At 45.0% G+C, this 17,949-nt stretch carries 18 protein-coding genes; 6 read left to right on the top strand and 12 right to left on the bottom strand.

Annotation, left to right across the window (positions count from 1 at the left end):
- The first annotated feature begins 240 nt into the window (after nt 1-240).
- From LQZ07_RS20055 to LQZ07_RS20030, 6 genes are all read left to right on the top strand, one after another.
- Nucleotides 241-1,341 carry an ABC transporter ATP-binding protein gene (locus tag LQZ07_RS20055; protein WP_152784455.1) on the top strand — a complete coding sequence of 367 codons (1,101 nt, stop codon included), beginning with the start codon at nt 241-243 and terminating at the stop codon, nt 1,339-1,341.
- On the top strand, nt 1,334-2,437 hold the full coding sequence (locus LQZ07_RS20050) for an ABC transporter ATP-binding protein (RefSeq protein ID WP_152784457.1): 1,104 nt from the start codon (nt 1,334-1,336) through the stop codon (nt 2,435-2,437). Before LQZ07_RS20055 ends, LQZ07_RS20050 begins: the two co-directional genes overlap by 8 nt.
- A complete protein-coding gene (locus LQZ07_RS20045; RefSeq protein ID WP_016401347.1) occupies nt 2,430-3,293 on the top strand; it encodes a carbohydrate ABC transporter permease in 864 nt (287 codons plus the stop codon). Before LQZ07_RS20050 ends, LQZ07_RS20045 begins: the two co-directional genes overlap by 8 nt.
- Nucleotides 3,294-3,314: 21 nt before the next feature.
- Nucleotides 3,315-4,115 carry a carbohydrate ABC transporter permease gene (locus LQZ07_RS20040; RefSeq protein WP_016401346.1) on the top strand — a complete coding sequence of 267 codons (801 nt, stop codon included), beginning with the start codon at nt 3,315-3,317 and terminating at the stop codon, nt 4,113-4,115.
- 10 nt (nt 4,116-4,125) lie between these two features.
- A complete protein-coding gene (locus tag LQZ07_RS20035; RefSeq protein WP_016401345.1) occupies nt 4,126-4,398 on the top strand; it encodes a DUF2160 domain-containing protein in 273 nt (90 codons plus the stop codon).
- A 96-nt stretch (nt 4,399-4,494) separates the two neighbouring features.
- Nucleotides 4,495-6,219 (top strand): ABC transporter substrate-binding protein, encoded by a 1,725-nt coding sequence (locus LQZ07_RS20030; protein WP_016401344.1) that lies wholly within the window; start codon nt 4,495-4,497, stop codon nt 6,217-6,219.
- A gap of 228 nt (nt 6,220-6,447) precedes the next feature.
- On the opposite strand, the gene LQZ07_RS20025 is transcribed toward LQZ07_RS20030, so the two are convergent.
- From LQZ07_RS20025 to LQZ07_RS19970, 12 genes are all read right to left on the bottom strand, one after another.
- A complete protein-coding gene (locus tag LQZ07_RS20025; RefSeq protein ID WP_227981523.1) occupies nt 6,448-6,645 on the bottom strand; it encodes a hypothetical protein in 198 nt (65 codons plus the stop codon).
- 157 nt (nt 6,646-6,802) lie between these two features.
- A complete protein-coding gene (locus tag LQZ07_RS20020; protein WP_152784459.1) occupies nt 6,803-7,405 on the bottom strand; it encodes a DUF4326 domain-containing protein in 603 nt (200 codons plus the stop codon).
- Nucleotides 7,402-7,854 (bottom strand): DUF488 family protein, encoded by a 453-nt coding sequence (locus LQZ07_RS20015; protein WP_152784461.1) that lies wholly within the window; start codon nt 7,852-7,854, stop codon nt 7,402-7,404. Before LQZ07_RS20015 ends, LQZ07_RS20020 begins: the two co-directional genes overlap by 4 nt.
- 255 nt (nt 7,855-8,109) lie before the next feature.
- On the bottom strand, nt 8,110-8,547 hold the full coding sequence (locus LQZ07_RS20010; RefSeq protein ID WP_227981525.1) for a hypothetical protein: 438 nt from the start codon (nt 8,545-8,547) through the stop codon (nt 8,110-8,112).
- 103 nt (nt 8,548-8,650) lie between these two features.
- On the bottom strand, nt 8,651-8,953 hold the full coding sequence (locus tag LQZ07_RS20005; RefSeq protein WP_152784463.1) for a hypothetical protein: 303 nt from the start codon (nt 8,951-8,953) through the stop codon (nt 8,651-8,653).
- A gap of 69 nt (nt 8,954-9,022) precedes the next feature.
- Complete coding sequence (locus LQZ07_RS20000; RefSeq protein ID WP_152784465.1) at nt 9,023-9,385, bottom strand: DUF2750 domain-containing protein; 363 nt, start codon at nt 9,383-9,385, stop codon at nt 9,023-9,025.
- Nucleotides 9,386-9,465: 80 nt separating this feature from the next.
- Nucleotides 9,466-9,885, bottom strand: a complete 420-nt coding sequence (locus LQZ07_RS19995; protein WP_152784467.1) for a T6SS immunity protein Tdi1 domain-containing protein — start codon at nt 9,883-9,885, stop codon at nt 9,466-9,468.
- A 144-nt stretch (nt 9,886-10,029) separates the two neighbouring features.
- Nucleotides 10,030-10,455 carry a hypothetical protein gene (locus tag LQZ07_RS19990; protein ID WP_152784469.1) on the bottom strand — a complete coding sequence of 142 codons (426 nt, stop codon included), beginning with the start codon at nt 10,453-10,455 and terminating at the stop codon, nt 10,030-10,032.
- A gap of 300 nt (nt 10,456-10,755) precedes the next feature.
- Entirely contained in the window at nt 10,756-12,003 is a 1,248-nt protein-coding gene (locus LQZ07_RS19985; RefSeq protein ID WP_152784471.1) for a hypothetical protein, read from the bottom strand.
- 5 nt (nt 12,004-12,008) lie between these two features.
- Nucleotides 12,009-13,148 (bottom strand): hypothetical protein, encoded by a 1,140-nt coding sequence (locus LQZ07_RS19980; RefSeq protein ID WP_152784473.1) that lies wholly within the window; start codon nt 13,146-13,148, stop codon nt 12,009-12,011.
- 470 nt (nt 13,149-13,618) lie between these two features.
- Nucleotides 13,619-14,527, bottom strand: a complete 909-nt coding sequence (locus LQZ07_RS19975) for a response regulator (RefSeq protein ID WP_152784475.1) — start codon at nt 14,525-14,527, stop codon at nt 13,619-13,621.
- Nucleotides 14,527-17,904 carry an ATP-binding protein gene (locus tag LQZ07_RS19970; RefSeq protein ID WP_016401338.1) on the bottom strand — a complete coding sequence of 1,126 codons (3,378 nt, stop codon included), beginning with the start codon at nt 17,902-17,904 and terminating at the stop codon, nt 14,527-14,529. Before LQZ07_RS19970 ends, LQZ07_RS19975 begins: the two co-directional genes overlap by 1 nt.
- Nucleotides 17,905-17,949: the final 45 nt, after the last annotated feature.

Raw genomic sequence — 17,949 nt, 5'->3', positions numbered from 1 at the left:
ACTTTCGCATACGAACATTAATTGGTCAAAATCGATTAACAAAATGTTCACATTGATCACACTAAATGAACATGTTTTTATTAAAGTAAATGCTGTTGTGTTGGTTAAGTTTAATTAAAACAATAAGTTAAAATTTATTGATGAGCTTGGCATAACTCTGGCAATAAGCTTCGTAGATTTGCGAATTTGAACAGAGTGCGAACATTGTTCAGCACAGAACAATAAGGAGAGCCCCCGCCCATGTCACTGACATTGGAAAACGTAACAAGGATGGTCGATGGCCAGTATTACATTAACCAAGCCAATCTCAATTTTGAGCCCGGCTCGTTTAACGTATTACTGGGCCGCACCTTATCAGGCAAAACCAGTTTAATGCGGCTAATGGCCGGATTAGATAAACCTAATACAGGCCGAGTGTTAATGAATGGCCTAGATGTTACCGGCGTATCTGTACAAGAGCGCAATGTATCGATGGTCTATCAGCAGTTTATTAACTACCCCAATATGAGCGTTTACGACAACATTGCCTCGCCTTTGCGCTTAGCCAATGAGTCGGAAACCACCATTAAGAAGCGAGTAATGGAAACGGCCGAAATGCTACGCATTACGCCATTTTTGTCTCGCTTGCCTTTGGAGCTCTCTGGTGGACAGCAGCAACGTACCGCCATGGCGCGGGCCTTAATTAAAGATGCAGACATCATTTTATTTGATGAGCCCTTGGTGAACTTAGATTACAAGTTACGCGAAGAGCTGCGCCAAGAAATGCGCGAGTTATTTGCTCAGCGCAATACCATTGCGGTGTATGCCACCACCGAACCTAACGAAGCGCTCGCTTTAGGCGGCACAACCACTATTTTGCACGAAGGCAGGGTGATTCAAAGTGGCCCAACGGCCGATACCTACCATTCGCCTTGCAATGTTACGGCAGCTGCTTTGTTTAACGAGCCGCCCATTAACCTTATTGCTGGCAAAATGAGCGCCACCGAAGTGACCTTTGATGACAAAGTGCACTTCCCGCTAAATGCCGACTTAAAAGCCTTGGGAGAAGGGAACTACCAGTTTGGCATTCGCCCTAGCCATTTAAGTTTACTGCCCAAAAATGATGACGATTTAGAGATTTCGGTTCAAGTTGAGCTAGCAGAAATCTCCGGCTCCGAAACCTTTTTGCACGTGCGTAACGAGCACTTCCAATTAGTGCTGCATCTCTCCGGCGTTCATTCCTACCACGTTGACGAAAAAATAAAAATTTATGTGCCAACCCATAAGTTGCATGTATTCGACCATGCTGGTGAGCTTATTCAAGCATCAAGCCGCCGTATAGAGGATCATTATCATGGCTGAGATCCAACTTAAGTCTTTAGCGCATTGTTACGACAAGCAGGCCGAACAACCCCAATATGCGATTCGCGAAATGAATCATGTGTGGCAAAAGGGCGGTGCATACGCCTTGCTGGGTCCATCTGGTTGCGGCAAGTCCACCTTATTAAACATTATCTCAGGCTTGCTAGAACCTTCAGACGGAGAGGTCTTGTTTGATGGCGTAAGAGTAAACGATATTCCTCCGCAAGAGCGCAACATTGCCCAAGTATTCCAGTTTCCGGTGGTGTACGACACCATGACGGTGTTCGATAACTTGGCCTTTCCATTGCGCAACATGGGCGCCAGTAAAGCCAAAGTGCAGTCTAAAGTGGGCGAAATTGCAGAGATCCTCGATCTCACTTCGGTACTCAATAAAAAGGCCGCCAACTTAAGTGCCGACGAAAAACAGAAAGTCTCGATGGGCCGCGGCTTAGTGCGTGACGACGTATCGGCCATTTTGTTTGATGAGCCACTTACGGTTATCGATCCCCACCTTAAATGGAAGCTGCGCCGCAAGCTCAAGCAAATTCATGAGCAGTTTAATATCACCATGGTGTACGTCACCCACGATCAGCTAGAAGCTTCTACTTTTGCCGACAAAATTGCGGTGATGTACAACGGCCAAGTGGTGCAGTTTGGCACCCCTCGAGAGCTGTTCGAGCAGCCTAATCATACCTTTGTGGGCTACTTTATTGGCAGCCCAGGTATGAATTTAATGGAAGTTGAACGCTGCGAGCAGGGCGTATGCTTTGGTGAGCAAAGTATTGCTTTAAATGAACACGAGCTAAACGCGGTTAATGCTAGCCAATCTACCAACTTAAAAGTGGGTATTCGTCCCGAGTTTGTGCATGTATGGGATAAACCCAATGGCGATGCCTACCAAGCAGAAGTACTGTTTGTTGAAGACCTAGGCACCTACAAAATCCTAAGTTTAAAACTGGGTGAGCAGGTGATTAAAGCCCGCTTGCAAGAAGACCAAAAAGTCCCTCATCAAACCGCCTATATCAGTTTTCCCGAGCAATGGTTGATGCTCTATATCGACGAATACTTGATCGCCAAGGAAGCACATCATGATTAAACCCTATACCAATAAAGCGTGGTACTTGGTACTGCCCGTATTTGCGCTGGTGGCCTTTAGCGCCATTGTGCCCTTAATGACCGTGGTGAACTATTCAATACAGGATATTTTTGATGCCAATACCCGCTACTTTGTGGGCACCGAATGGTATCGCGAAATTCTTAACGATACCCGTTTACACGACTCCTTAATTCGCCAATTTATCTTCTCTGGTTCGGTGCTATTAATCGAAATTCCCTTAGGCATTTTGGTGGCCTTAATGATGCCCTCCCGTGGCCCCGGCTCGGTAGTGTGTTTGCTGGTATTAGCCTTACCACTGCTGGTGCCACTAAATGTTGTAGGTACTATTTGGCAGATTTTTGGGCGCGCCGATATTGGCCTATTTGGTTGGGCACTTAATAGCCTAGGCATCGATTACAACTATGCCGCCAACCCCATGGATGCGTGGTTCACCGTATTACTAATGGATGTATGGCATTGGACATCGCTGGTTGCCTTGCTGTGTTATTCCGGCTTACGGGCTATTCCCGATGCCTACTATCAAGCTGCGCGAATAGACCGCGCTTCTAACTGGGCTGTATTTCGTTTTATCCAGCTTCCCAAGCTTAAAAACGTATTGCTAATTGGCGTACTGCTGCGCTTTATGGACAGCTTTATGATTTACACCGAGCCCTTTGTGCTCACTGGTGGCGGGCCGGGTAACTCCACCACCTTCCTCAGCCAAACCCTCACCAAAATGGCGGTAGGCCAGTTTGATATTGGGCCAGCAGGGGCGTTCTCGATCATTTATTTCTTAATCATTTTGTTAGTCAGCTGGCTGTTTTACACCGCTATGACTCATAACGACAGCAAGTAAGTACTGCGAAAGGATGCAATTATGAATATGAAAAAAACACTAGGGATGAGTGCCTATATCTTGTTCCTGCTGTTACCGATTTATTGGCTGGTGATTATGTCGTTTAAGAGTAATCAAGAAATACTCGGCGGGCTTAGTTTTTGGCCAGAGCATTTTACCTTTGCCAACTATGCCACCATTTTTAGCGACGCCAGCTGGTACATGGGTTATGTGAACTCGATTTACTACGTGTCACTCAATATGGTGATTACCTTAGCGGTAGCGCTGCCGGCAGCTTATGCCTTTTCGCGCTTTCGTTTTATTGGCGACAAACACCTGTTCTTTTGGTTGCTCACTAACCGAATGGCGCCGCCAGCGGTATTTTTACTGCCGTTTTTCCAGCTTTACTCATCGGTAGGTTTGTTTGATACCCACATTGCTGTGGCCCTCGCGCATTGTTTGTTTAACGTGCCGCTAGCGGTGTGGATCCTCGAAGGCTTTATGTCGGGCGTGCCACGCGAGATAGACGAAACCGCCTACATCGACGGTTACAGCTTTCCTCGCTTCTTCGCCAAAATTTTTATTCCGCTTATTCGCTCGGGTATTGGGGTAACCGCCTTCTTCTGTTTCATGTTCAGCTGGGTAGAGCTGCTGTTAGCCAGAACCTTAACCTCGGTAGACGCCAAACCCATTGCCGCAGTAATGACCAGAACAGTGAGTGCCTCGGGCATTGATTGGGGCGTATTAGCGGCAGCGGGTGTGCTCACTATTTTGCCGGGTGTATTAGTAATTTGGTTTGTTAGAAACCACGTAGCCAAGGGCTTTGCCCTCGGACGGGTATAGGAGAAACAACATGAATTGGATGGCATGGACAACTCCATCAGCATTATTTTTTACCGGCATCGCCTGCATTTTGTTTGTGATGACCTGTTGGGAGCTAAAAAGCCCCTGCGTGGCACGAAAAGGTTTTTTACCGATAGCTACTACCCGTGGCGATCGATTGTTTATTGGCTTGTTAAGCAGTGCGTTTATTCATCTTGGCTTTATCGGGATGACCGAACTAAGCATTTGGCTGCCCTTCGCGGTAGCTGTGGTGTGGCTGTTTATCGTAATGAGATGGGGGTAAGCAACACAAAACTCGAGAGCAAAAATGGATGTGCAAAGGCATCAAGAGGTGCCTCAAAAAACAACATGCACTTTAAAAAACAAAAGGAATGAAGAAATGCCCTACAACAAAAAATCAGTGTTTAAGCTAGCTCGCCTTAGTGTAGCAATGGTCATTGCTGGATGTAGTAGCTTAGCCTTAGCAGATCAATACAGTGATGCCGCTAAACAATGGGTGGGAGAAGAGTTTACGCCTTCTACCTTGAGCCAGCAGCAGCAAATGGATGAGATGGCATGGTTTACAGAAGCGGCAAAACCATTTCGTGGTATGGAAATTAATGTAGCCTCAGAAACCATTACCACCCATGAATATGAAAGTAAGACCTTAGCCAAGGCATTTTTTGAGATAACCGGTATTAAGGTTAATCATGATTTGATCCAAGAAGGCGATGTAGTAGAAAAACTGCAAACGCAAATGCAGTCGGGTCGTAATATTTATGATGCCTACGTAAACGATTCAGACTTAATTGGTACCCACTTTCGCTACGGCAAAGTAGTACCCATTAGTGACTTTATAAAAGGCGAGGGTAAAGACGTAACCCTGCCAACCTTAGATCTAGAAGATTTTATTGGTTTAAGTTTTACCACTGGGCCAGATGGAAAAATCTACCAGCTGCCAGACCAACAGTTTGCTAACTTATATTGGTTCCGCGCCGACTGGTTTGAACGCGCTGATCTAAAAGAGAAATTTAAAGCCGAATACGGTTACGAGCTAGGTGTACCGCTAAACTGGTCTGCCTATGAAGATATCGCCGAATTCTTCTCAGAAAAAGTAAAAACCATTGATGGCGAGCGTGTTTACGGCCACATGGATTACGGCAAAAAAGATCCATCGCTAGGTTGGCGCTTTACCGATGCGTGGCTATCTATGGCGGGTGCGGGCGACAAAGGCATTCCTAATGGTGTGCCGGTAGACGAATGGGGCATTCGGGTAGAAGGCTGTAACCCTGTTGGCTCAAGCGTAGAACGTGGTGGTGCCACCAATGGCCCGGCGGCCGTTTATGCCACAGCTAAATACGTAGAATGGCTTAAAAAATACGCACCACCAGAAGCACCAGGTATGACCTTTGGCGAAGCTGGCCCAGTGCCGGCTCAAGGTAGCGTAGCCCAACAAATCTTCTGGTACACTGCCTTTACCGCCGATATGACCAAACCCGGATTACCGGTAGTGAATGAAGATGGCACGCCAAAATGGCGCATGGCTCCTTCGCCGCGCGGCCCATACTGGGAAGAGGGCATGAAGCTAGGTTATCAAGATACCGGCTCGTGGACGTTCTTAAACTCTACCCCGTTAGACAGACGCCAAGCCGCTTGGTTGTATGCCCAGTTTGTAGTGTCTAAATCAGTATCGCTTAAGAAAACCTTGGTGGGTTTAACACCTATACGTGAGTCAGACATTAACTCACAAGCCATGACCGACGCCGCACCTAAATTAGGTGGTTTGGTGGAATTCTACCGCAGCGATGCGCGGGTACAATGGACACCAACCGGTACCAACGTGCCAGACTATCCAAAACTGGCACAGCTTTGGTGGCAATATGTGGCAGAAGCGGCCAGTGGTGAGAAAACTCCGCAACAAGCAATGGACGGCCTAGCCGCCGCACAAGACAAAGTGTTAACACGCTTAGAGCGCAGCGGTGCGCAAGGCGAGTGTGGTCCTAAGCTTAATCCTAAGCAAGATGCCTCTTACTGGCTAAACCAACCTGGCTCACCAAAAGCCAAGTTAGCCAACGAGAAGCCACAAGGTAAAACCATTGCTTATAAAGATTTAATCGCTCAATAAGCAAATCAGTAAATCAAAAGACCCAGCCATGGCTGGGTCTTTTTGTGATTGTTTGGGTTCGAATAGTAGGTCGCTTGTTTTTGAAAGAAGAGCTTAGATAGGGAAGCAAAGGTATTTAAAGTGACTCTGACCGCTTTTATTTCCGAGGTTGCTTTGTGATAAAATGAGCGAAGCGAATCACAAGGCAACTAGAGTGTTTGGCTTCGGTTTATGCGGCTTGTTATGTGTTTACTTAATATATGCCGGAACTTTTGATTTCAGTATATCGATTAATGCCTGGTCCATATATTCATAATCATCTGGAATCCCCAAAGATATTACCGGCTGCCCATTGATGGCGTTGCCAAGTTTCTTGGATAGCTTCTTCTTGTGGGCGTTTTCCATTACAAAAATATAATCAGCCCACTCGATGTCTTCTAAGGCCACGTGTACTTCAGCATCGTTGCTGATTCCAGCGGAATATACATCCCATCCCTCTACTTCGCAAAAGATAGCCTCTGCCGTCGGGCTTCGAAGCTTATTCTTGCTACATAGGAGCGTAAGCCAAGCTTTTTACGTCCTTTTTGACGGCTTTGTTAAGCGCTTATTCGCCATCATCCCACGAGTTCAGAAAGTCAGCTAAAACATCGCCGTGACATGCTTCTGGCTTGCAAAAGCAGCCCAGTCTTTTTCCTTTAAGTTTAAACACTTCTGATTTTTCTTTATTTGGGAATTTTTCATAGTCAAAGTCATATTTAAATTTACGAATAACTTCATCTCGGCTTTCCCCTTCCTCATGCATAGAATAAGGATTCCCCCAATATGAACCTCTGCCTATATATTCGTATCGGGGGGTACTTTTTTCTTTTTGATACTCTGTTTCTCTCTTAATATTTATAACGCGTGTAATCGAAATCTTGATTCGCCTAATTGGTATCCCACTAGCTTTTAGTTTCATTGTTTCTTCAGGAAACTCTTCTCCATCATCAAAAATCAAAGCATGTGTAATACCACTCATTTCCCAGCGTTCTTGTTTTCTGCATGCCACCCCAAACTCTTGACAATATTTATCAATAAATCCACTAGGATCTTGTGGGTATATAAAAACGTATTCTTCGAGATTCGACGTAATTTTCTCGACCTTTCGAATGAACTTCGAGTGGGAATTAAAAAGTTTTGGATATAATATTAAAATATTTGCCGTCAAAATAAGTGCTTCACTTTAAGATCTATATCTGAATGCTCATTGAGATATTCAACTACAAGCCTTCTATGACAAAGATGAGGCTCATGTTCGCTACATAGTAGACAACCATGATCAAGTAATGCGGGCTTTATTGATTTCTCAATATTTCTCTGCCCCATCAGGTTTAGAAATTTATCCTCGTAAATTTCCCAAGGCATATCCCCTTTCTTGTAGGCATTTAACATGTCCTTGGTAGGGGCTAATTCTGGTGAGTGAACATAATCGGTTCCGCAAAGCTCTTTCAAGAAAAACTTAAGATCATCTCTTTTAGCAAACCCTGCTAATTGAGATACATTATTAAGCCTAACGTCAATGAGTGTTTTAACATCTGATTGTTTAATAAAACCGAAAAATGTCGAAGCATTTTTTTTGGTAAAACCAATTGTATAGATATCTATTTCTTTACCCATAAGTTCTAATCTCCTCGTGAAAATGAGGGAAAGTATAAATTCCATTTACCTGTAACCAGTATCCATTTCTGTCTCCAACACTCCATACTCTGCTTAATCCAACCCTCAAATAAACAAAATTCTGATTCCTGATTAAGTTCGTCACTTCATATAGTTTGCCATCATTTTGATGCTTTTTTGCATAATCGTGGAATCCTCGATCGGTGATAGATAGGTAATTATATCTATGCCCACTATTATCCGTAAAAGATGCTTTTATTTTTCCTGGCTTAAATTGGTCTTCATGATACTCAGTTGGTGAGGTGGTATTTTAATTGTAATTATCGAACAATTAGCAACCTGATCATGCGGAATATGTTTTTGATTTTCACTAAAATCAACACCGAAGCCTTCAGATACTGATTGGCTAAGAGAATTCTCTAGTACCTGATGGAATTTTTCACTACTGCAAGGCCCATGAAATTGAAGATTTGAATAGCTAGCATCTTCTACATGAGGATTTTCACTGACAGGATTAAGTGTCAGGTTTCCCTTAAGGATACCACCTGGATGCATTCCTAGCTCTTTGCAGTTTGCACTCGTCAGGTATGGCATAGGTCTGAGACATTCACCTGTTTGTACATCAATAACAGCTGTACAAACATTTTCATCTGTAGAAAAACGGGTCAGATCAGTGATAATTACTTCTCTCATATTCACTCCTTGATACTAAATATTGGTGGCGCTTAACGCCTAAAACAGGGAGCAAGTTAGCGGCAAAGCCGCGCTGTTTAACTTGTCCCACTGGTTTTTCTTGTTATAAGTCTTTTTGTTCAAAGGAATATTCACCTGCATCAATTTTAAGAACGTCACCACTCTGCATTTCAATGTGATACGAGCAGCCTTCTAACCAACTGTTGTTCACAGAGTTTGATTCGCCCCAAGGGAATTTCATGGGAATGTCGACTGAAGTGACGGAACTGAAGGATAACTCGCATGGGGAAGCAGGAAGAGAAAAATTGACGAAACAGCTCAATGTGATGCGTACGGAATGAGATTTCCAGCAAACACAAACATCGCTTAGCTGAGCATCATGCAAGGGCAGTTGTTCGAATTCCATCTCACTCCTCAAGACTTATAACGTTTGTAGCAGTTGCGCGGGCTTTTTCGCGTCGACTGCCTACCATTGTTATGTGTTTTGATGTCGTTGGTGATTAACATTAGCTAAAACATCATTTGGTTCGAGATCATACCCTGTAGCTCTAGCGCCGCTCCAGTTAACTCCGATAAGCAAGCCATGCTCTTGTAAGTCAGGTGCCCATTTAGTTTCAAAGTCTTCCCAAGAGACTTCCTGTGGCTCAAACTTGGAATAGGCAGGAACATTCTTAATGATCTTCTCAACTCTAGATAAACTAGACCAAAAAGGCATTGCTCTTTTTCCGGAAGATGTTTTCGGCGCTGGATTGCCTCCATCGTCTTTACATGTCCAAAGCTTACCGCTTTTACTTACATCCTTATAAAAGGCTGCTGCTTGAGAGGCAGGCTGTCCCATTATTTTTCCTTATACACATAACGCCCAAGGCAGCGGCGGCGGAGCCGTCCAGCCACCAGTGGCGTTGGTGCCCTTGCTTGTTAAATTTGTGCCCATGATTGAGCTGATATTGAAAGATACACCCAAACATCACCAGGCTTATATGTATCAGCTGCACCAGAGCCACCTAAAAATGGATAGGGTGTAGCAATGTAAACTTGGTTCTCAGCAAGTTCACCGCAATGCTCTTTCACCTTTTCAAGAAACCCTGCGCCAACTACATCTCTTTGAAAGCCATCGTTACTTAATACTTCCTGATAGAACTTATCCCAATCAGTAAAGCCCATCGGTTCGAAAGCATTTTGCATCGTTAGAAGAACGCCTATCTCGTTGGTTCTTGAATTAATTAAGAAGACATCACCAAAATCGGTGTAGCCTTTAATTAGATCGAAGTCACCAGTAATGCTAGCCCACTCGTCGAGCCATTCTTTGTCTCTGGTTTCTTCTAGGATGTTGTACATGTCTTTCCTTGTAAATTTAACGCCGCGTTAAGTAGTGAGCAACGCCACCACGAAGCCTAACCATACCAGCTTAAACACAAAACCCAACGATGGAATGAAAAATGCCGAGCGTTGGGAATCTGTCTTAAACGCTTTGTTAAATGGCTATGCCGGGCTTACTTCGTATATTGCGATTTTTTCATTCAAATATGTAGAACAACTGAACATAGAAAGCTTAACTAAACTAACAGAGCCATCACCAACAACACCTGATACATCAATCGTATGCCCGTTGCCTAATTGTGCATTGAAAGATAAGTTACCTAGAGCAGTAAATATATTCTGGCATGTCTCAGCATTGAAATACCCAGTAGACAAAAACTCGAACTTATAACCGTCTGTTGACTTTTTTTGTTCAGGATAAACAGATAGCTCGCAGGAAGCGTATACTCTCTTTGAGTTTATTGAAGACATAGATACGGGGCCTCCCATGGAAAAACCAATTATTGAAGTCATGGTTTCTTCGTCAAGTTTCCCATACTTTTCTTCTATAGGAGCAAAAATTATATCGTAATAATCATTGTAATCCATTGTTCACCTTCAATTGCCATTTAACAGTTTATTAATAGGAAAATTTCCTTGTTTAAACACGGAATTTTTCCTCTTTTCACGCATTTGATAAATCCAAGATTACCACCTTTCCTAGACTACATCAGCCATATAGCTCTAAAATTAATAAATACATCATTAAGAAAGGTGGGATGCATTTGGGAAAAGAAGGAAAAGCAATTTACATGTGTAAAATTACAGTACTTTGTTGGTTTGAGCTTACTAAAGCTAAGAGTAAACAGGAGTATGGTTGCTGCTCAGTGCCGCCGAAGTTGCATGCGTTTAATCAAAAACACTGCCGATGTTAGCGCTAGAGATAAACCGGGGGTTTTGCTTTATTCGCTGATGCAAGCGCTCTAGTTGGATGGCGTCACTGTATTTGGGAAATACGTTTACGTCGGCCAGTTGATGTTGGGCTATTTTCTTTTGTCGCCACTTGCTGCAAACAGAGTGCAATATCAGGCGGTCGGTTTCGCGTGCAAAGGCTTTGGCGCGATAACGCCAAATTATCTTACGTAGTACTTGGCTTAATTGGCGGTTGTGCTGCTTTATCGCCAGTTGGTAGAGGTATTCGTAAAAGGAGAGGTCTTCGTCGCTTTTGGGGCGGAGTTTACTTAGTGCGGAAAACTCGACTTCTTGGGAGAACTGAAAGTGGGAAATGTTATTGAGCTGCAGAGCCATGTAGGTGCGGTGGCATTTGGAGCAGCGCCCACAGTTGCTGCTTGGGTCTTCCCAGCATACCCATAGGTTGTCTAGGGCTTCTGGGTAGTGTTTGATGAGCGCTATTTTGGCTGCTCGGTCGGCTTCTAACCCAAGGTGTGAAATTTGGCAAGACTCGCTCGACCATAAGGGATCTAACAACGGGTGGCTGTTAGAAGGGTTAATCGCATCGTAGGTAACTGCGCCACTAATTGCCATGCTTTTAGGGTTGAGCAGTAAGCTAACACTGGCCAAAGACGCGCCAAAGTTGGCAAAGCGGGCTAGGCTTGTCCAACCGGTAAACTCTTTTAAGTTACTTTCTACGCAAATTAGCCTTTTGTTAAACAGCTTGGCGGTTTTTTGGCAGCGGGTGACTAGCTGCTGCCAGGCTGGCTGGGGCATAGAGAAGTCGAAGCCATTAATTAGCACTAAATTGTCTAACTGCTCTTGGTGTTTAATTAGGTTGTAGGTGCCATCTACCCCGCCAGAGAAAAAGGCGCTGTGGCCTAGTTGGCTAGCTGATGGCTTAAAGGTTTGGGTATTAGCGTTTACCTTAATGCGCTTAAAAATGGGGTTCCAAGCGTGCATCATGGTTTGAATAAGCGGCAGTTTTTCTAACAAGCTTGCCGATACGTAATACCGGCGGTCGATCTCTATGTCTTCGCCCAAAAACATAGCCGGTATAAGTGCCGAGCACAAAAACGGGCTAGCGTCGTTACAGGCTATTAAGCACTCACTACTGGTTTTAAACCACAGCGGGAAAGGTCCCAGCATGGCCGATATTTTGTGGTAATTGTTATGTTTTTCTAAGTTGAGCTGGTGGATTTTCATCGATTTTAATGCCGCACGAATAATTGTTTTAGCTTGTGGGCATAGCCATGCAGGATAAGTTCGTCGGCTTGTTTGATTAAAGCGCGCATATCAAAATCATGTTTGATGTGCTGCAGCGCTTCGATCATCACTGTGTCGTTTACCGCAATGGCTTGGTCGAGGTTTTCCTCAAGAAACTGTACATCGTGAATGTTATAAAGCTTTTGTTCCCGTAGTTTATGTTTAACTAATTGGTCGCTAAGTGAGGGAAAGGAGTCGGTCTCTATTCCCAGTAGGCGAAGGCTGCTCATAGTTCGCAAACATTTCTCACATTCACCACAGTTGTAGCCATGGTCGTGCCAGCAAACCCTTAAAATTTTTAAAAAGTCTTGGTCTTTAGTGAGTTGTTTAAGTTTGTCGATACGCCTCACCTCGGCGCCATGATGGACAATTTGGGTGTGGTGATTACTCCATAAATGGTCGGTAATGTAGTTAGAGCCTTCGGGAACATTGTTTTGGTAGGTTAATCCCGCGGCAATAAAACACTTCTTTACCCCCAAGGCGAGCGCAATGCTGGACAGGCCGCCACCAAAACATACGCCCCATTTTAATTGGTTGTGGTAACCCAAAAATCTAACGTTAGTTTCGATTGGATAAAGTAGCTTGTGGTGTTTCTCCAAATACCGTTGATTGCACGCAAAGGCCTGTTGGTAAAGCTCGCCGCTAGACAGCTGCATATCAATGCCTTTGGCAAATAGAAGGTAATCGATGTCTTGCTGGTTTTGTTGGTAAGTATGGTAACCGTCGACCCCTCCAGAGAAAAACGACACTTTATCATTGCAAGGTAACGGCTCTTCCTTAGCGGTGCCGCCCTTTATCTTAATATGGTGCATGTTGTGGCCAAGGTAGTCTTGCCAATAAGCAAAAATGTCCTGCAGCTGTTCGAGGTTGCGTAGCAAGGTAGGGGAGTAGGTTGCGCTGTCTTCTAGCTGCAAGTCTTGGTTTTTTGCCATGCAAATCAGTAAACAAGCGGCAATAAATGGGTCGGCACTTAAGCGAGGCTGTAGCGGGGCGGGGAACTTGTACCATAAGTCGAAGCCAGCGCAATCGGCCCGAAGAATAGCGTGGTCGGGTTGTTGCTCAATGCGGATTTGGGAAATCTTCATAAAGCCTCCTTGCTGACTAGGGTCTGTGGATCTTTCGAGCTGATGTTTGCAGCAGTTTGTGGCTTATTTATTCAGCCAGACGCTTTGATGTATAGCTAAGCTACATGAGTAGCCGATAACGCAGTATAAATGAGCCACAAACACTGCCCGAAGGGTTCGGCTAAAACCGCTTTATGCTTTATTATGGAGTATTAGCTTAGAATAACTAGGCAGCACACCCCTTGCCGCGCCTAAAACGATTTTATCTCGAACAAAATTTAACCGCGAAAGTTCAACAGACCCTAGCAAGCGTAGTGCGGGCAGGGAGATTTTAAAAATTCAAGTGCACAAAAATGACTATTTAGCTGCTAGAGAGTTGCTGTGTGTAGTCTGCATTTGTTTACAACAAAGCAGTTATAGAGAGCCCTAGCGCAAGGCTAATTAGGCTATTTTAGGCGCGCTAAAGCGTTCGAATAGTCGCAAGGCTTAAGTTAGCTGTCGTTTAAGTGAGCCAAACACACTGCCGTTGCACTGGTTCTGTTTTCTACTGCTAGTTTGGTAAATACCGCTTCAAGGTGTTTGTTTACGGTACGTGGGCTCATGTCTAAAATTTGCGCGATTTCTCGATTGGTTTTGCCTCTAGCTAACCACAGCACTACTTCTGATTCGCGCTCGGTTAAGCTGAAGCGCTGGCGCAAAGACTCGCGCTGGCTTTGGTCGTCGTTATTTACCAAGCGAAGTAAGTGCTCACCCGGTGACGATTGCCCCAAGTAGCGAACTTGCAACGCTGTGTTGAGGTTCTTAAGCGATAGCATGCTGTGTTTAGCTGGGGTATGGGCTAGCCACTGCTTAAGTTGAGGGCTAATCACCTCGGCTGCTGGGGTGGGTAAATCTTTTTGTGATTCCAGTGTTTCGCTTGCTTTGGCGCTTACCCAAATCATTTCGCCTCGGCTATTGGCGGTAAAGCTAGCTTGGCCTATTTCATCTAGGGCGCCATGAGCACTGCGTGTGAGGCGAGCATTGCTAATATGTACTTTTATCCGGGCAAACAGTTCATCAAGTTTTACTGGTTTGTTGATGTAATCTACCCCGCCAGATTCTAGCCCCTTAACCACCGACTCACTGCTGCTTAATCCGGTCATAAAGATCACTGGAATATCGCTAAGTTGAGTATTCTGTTTAAGTTGCTGACAGGCTTCAAAACCGTCCATATTTGGCATTAATGCGTCCATGAGTACTAAGTCTGGAGTAATGCGTTGGCTAATGTTGAGTGCTTGTTGCCCGTCCATGGCAATTAACACGGTGTAGCCTTGTTCAATTAAAGCGGTGTTAAGCATCGCCACCGATTCGGTAGCATCGTCAACAACGAGGATTAGTCCCTTTGAGTTTGTGGCGTTCATTAGATTACGACCTTTTCACAATAAGCGGTAATACTGGCAAATTGATACTGTTCTAATTCCTTTCTTAGGGCGCGAGTAATGGTGTGTAACGCGCTGTCTTTCTCTAGGTTTTTTATTAGTCTATCAATCCCTTGTACAAAGCCTAGTTGCGCCATTTCGGCGATTTCTTGCAGCTGTTCGCGTTGGCTTTGGTTTAGTTGAATGTTTAGTGCTTGCGGCTCGGGCGAGGCGCTTTGCGTGCTGGTGTTTTGGTAGTTCCAATCTATGGCTAAGGCTTTGGCAACTTTTTCTAGTAGCGCGTTATCGCGCATGGGCTTAGCCAGGTAGTCATTGTGTAACGCTGGCTCGTGAATTTCTTCAGCAGCATTGAAATAAGGCGCTTCTGTGGCATCGGCCGACACCATGATGATTGGTACACTAATGCCATTGCTGCGAAGTTTTTTAAGTAGTTGCCAGCCATTCATATCGGGCATTGAGATGTCGAGTAAAAACAGATCAATGGCACTTAAGTAGGTATTGCTTAAACAAACTAATGCATCGTTGGCTTCATGAACCACAAAACCCAGTGGCGAGAGGATTTCTGATACTAAGTTACGGTGATTAGGGTCATCGTCTACCACCATTACGGTTTTGCTAGGGCCTTTGATAGAGTTTACTGGAGCTTGCACAGATTGCGGCTGCTGCTCTTTGTTTAAGCTAGCCAGCATGATGCTCAGTTTGAAGCTGCTACCTTTGCCAATCTCGCTGCTTACACTAATGTTTCCACCCATTATGTCGGTAAGCAACTGAGTAATGGTTAAGCCTAAGCCAGTGCCAGGAGAGCTGGGTATGTCCCTTTTCTCTACTCGCTCAAAGGGTTTGAATATTCGCTCGATATCTTGTTCGCTAATGCCTACGCCGCTGTCGGTAATGGTGAATTCTGCGACTTGATTACGGTAGTAAACGTCTAAGGTTACTGAGCCTTGTTGGGTAAATTTAACCGCGTTGGACAATAGGTTGATGAGTATTTGCCGCAATTGAGTTTCGTCTGCGGTTACCCAGTTGGGCAGGTAAGGGCTGGGATTGTAAACGAAGGAAATGCCTTTGCTTTTGGCTTGAAGGCTGAACATATCTACCAAGTCATCCAGCAATTCACCAATGGCCACTTCGTCACGTTGTAATTCGATGCGGCCTGCTTCGATGCGCGAGATATCTAATAAGCCTTCAATTATATCGGCGAGATGTTCTCCGCTGCGTTTGATTAGTGAGACTTTGGCGCTATGCTCGGGCGCTAAACTTGGCGATTTTTCTAAGAGTTGTGCGTAACCCAGCACCGAGTTAAGCGGGGTGCGAAGTTCATGACTAATGCCAGTGAGGTAGCGGCTTTTAGCTTGGTTGGCTGATTCGGCCGTTTCTTTGGCTTGCTGTAGGGCTTGGTCGGTCACCTCGTGGGCAGATATTTCGCGGCTAAGTAACTCGGTTTGGCGCTGCGATTCATCTAATGCAAATTGGCGGCTGTCGTTGGCTAAAACAAATAGCCAAACCAGTACGCCAACAATAATCATCAATAAGAAAAATACGTGGCTTAAGGTTGCTGAAACAGCCGCTTTAGTGGCAAATTCGGTAACCGGGATCCGCGAATAGACTAGGTAAAACAAGCTGGCAATGAGCAAGGCAATGAGCGCCATTAAGCCAGAGAAATTCAGCAGCCGAGTATTCATTAAGGATGACACGGCTTTAGGAAGTACCAGGCTAACAAATTGACTTAATTGCTGTCCAAAGCGGGCGTTTTCTTTGCATTGATCATGGCAGCGTGCATCCAGGGTGCAACATAGCGAGCATATTGCGCCGCCATAGGCTGGGCAGCTGGCAAGGTCTTCAATTTCAAAGTGATTTTGGCAAACCGTACATTCCCCTTGGTGGGCCTGCAGTAGATTGGGCTCTCTAGCTAGGTAGTAGCGACCTTTGGTTAAAATGGCAATGATGGGAGAGCACACAAAAGCGGTGCTTAAGCCGATGTAAGGCGCCAGTGCTTGGGCTGTGTCGCCGGCATTTCCGGTATAACAATAGATACTTAAAACAGATGCAATCACCATGGAGCCAACCCCAACCGGGTTAATGTCGTAGAGGTGGGCGCGTTTAAACTCGATGTGCTTGGGGCTATAACCCAAGGGTTTGTTTATCACTAAATCGGCTACCAATGCGCCAACCCAAGCAACCGCCACATTCGAGTAAATGCCGAGTATGTCTTCTAACGCGGCATAGATGCCTAGCTCCATAATCAGCAGGGCAATAATCACGTTAAATACCAGCCACACTACGCGACCTGGGTGGCTATGGGTTAAGCGAGAGAAGAAGTTTGACCATGCGATAGAGCCAGCATAGGCGTTAGTTACGTTAATTTTAAGCTGACAAACCAAAACAAAAATACCCGCCAAGGAGAGCGCAAGCAGTGGGGATTGGGCCATGTAGGAAAAGGCCACTTGATACATTTGAATAGGATCTCCGGCCACATCTTCGGCCACTCCGGCATTAATGGCTAGTACCACTAAAAACGATCCTAAGAGTATTTTAAGTGCACCAACAATAATCCAACCTGGACCTGCCGATAACAAGGCTACCCACCAACAGGCTCGGTGTTTTTTCTTGGCCTCGGGCATAAAACGTAAGAAGTCTACTTGCTCTCCAATTTGCGCCATTAACGAGAAAAGGATCCCCGACGCTGCACCAAATAAATGCAGGTTAAACTCACCTGAATTACCGCTCTCTAGCTTGCCTTCAAACTGTAGCCAGTTGTTAATTGCACTGGACTCATGCCACAAAATAAAAATGAGTGGAGCTAGCTGTAGTACCAGCCATATGGGTTGGCTCCACAGTTGAAAACGGCTGATGAAGGTGATCCCATGTGTTACTAGAGGGATCACCACAATGGCACTAATTAAGTAGCCAATGCTTAAGGGAATGTTAAATAACAGCTCTAAAGCCGAGGCCATAATGGCCGCCTCAATGGCAAAAAAGATAAAGGTAAACGAGGCGTAAATGAGAGAGGTAATGGTAGAGCCAATGTAGCCAAAGCCCGCGCCGCGCGTAAGCAAATCGATATCGACGCCATAGCGTGCTGCGTAATAAGAAATAGGCAGCCCACAGAAAAATATAATTGCCGAAACCAGCAATATGGCAATTAACGAATTGTTGAAACCAAAGTTAAGGATTAGTGCGCCACCAATGGCTTCTAGGGCTAAAAAAGAGATTGCGCCCAAAGCGGTATTGGAGACGCGTGCAACCGACCACTTACGGGCATTTTTAGAAGTAAACCTTAGCGCATAATCTTCTAAAGTTTGGTTGGCTACCCAGCGGTTATAGTTTCTACGGGCTTTAAATACATGCTGGTCTTTCATCCCTTAAACGCCTTCCTTTGCGAATTCACAGGTTTTATAAGCATT

It is taken from the genome of Agarivorans sp. B2Z047 (assembly GCF_023373605.1).
Taxonomy (GTDB): Bacteria; Pseudomonadota; Gammaproteobacteria; order Enterobacterales; family Celerinatantimonadaceae; genus Agarivorans; species Agarivorans albus.
Note: the sequence above shows the minus strand (reverse complement) of the source record. Positions and strands in the feature narration are given on the sequence as shown.